General features: G+C 60.1%; 1 protein-coding gene. It reads left to right on the top strand.

Annotated features, from left to right (window positions below; genetic code table 11):
* Positions 1-636, top strand: a 636-nt coding sequence (locus P0D89_RS53855; RefSeq protein WP_408371468.1) for an IS3 family transposase, incomplete at both ends; no start/stop codon positions are given.

Here is a 636-nt window from a genome sequence, read left to right as displayed (position 1 = left end):
GATTTACCTACTTACGGCTATCGGCGCGCATGGGCCCTGCTGCGGCGAAACCGGGACGCGCAGGGGCAGCCTCGCGTTAATGCGAAACGGGTTTATCGGGTCATGCATACCCACGGTCTGCTGCTTGAACGCCGGCCTCGCCATGCCCAGTCAACGCGCCGGCATGACGGCAAGGTCGCGGTGGACCGGAGCAATACCCGCTGGTGCTCGGACGGCTTCGAATTCCGCTGTGACGACGGCTCGCCGCTGCGCGTCATCTTTGCACTCGACTGCTGCGACCGGGAGGCCATGAGCTGGGCTGCGACCACTGGAGGCTATACCGGTGACATGGTGCGTGATGTCATGCTTCAGGCTGTGGAAAACCGTTTCGATGGTGCGTTGAAGGCCAACAACGAAATCGAATGGCTCAGCGACAACGGTTCCTGCTACATTGCCGAGGAGACGCTGACGTTCTCGAAAAAAGTGGGCCTGAAACCCATCACGACGCCGGTCAGAAGTCCGCAGAGCAACGGGATGGCCGAGAGTTTCGTCAAAACGATGAAGAGAGACTACGTCTCGTGGATGCCCAAGCCGGACTCGAGAACGGCGTTGCAAAACCTGGCCATCGCGTTTGACCACTACAACGAGTCGCATCCG

Origin of the sequence: Paraburkholderia sp. RL18-085-BIA-A, from assembly GCF_046027075.1 — a bacterium.
In the GTDB taxonomy this organism is placed as follows: domain Bacteria; phylum Pseudomonadota; class Gammaproteobacteria; order Burkholderiales; family Burkholderiaceae; genus Paraburkholderia.
The sequence above is the reverse complement of the archived record's forward strand: the minus strand, read 5'-3'. Positions and strand labels throughout refer to the sequence as shown.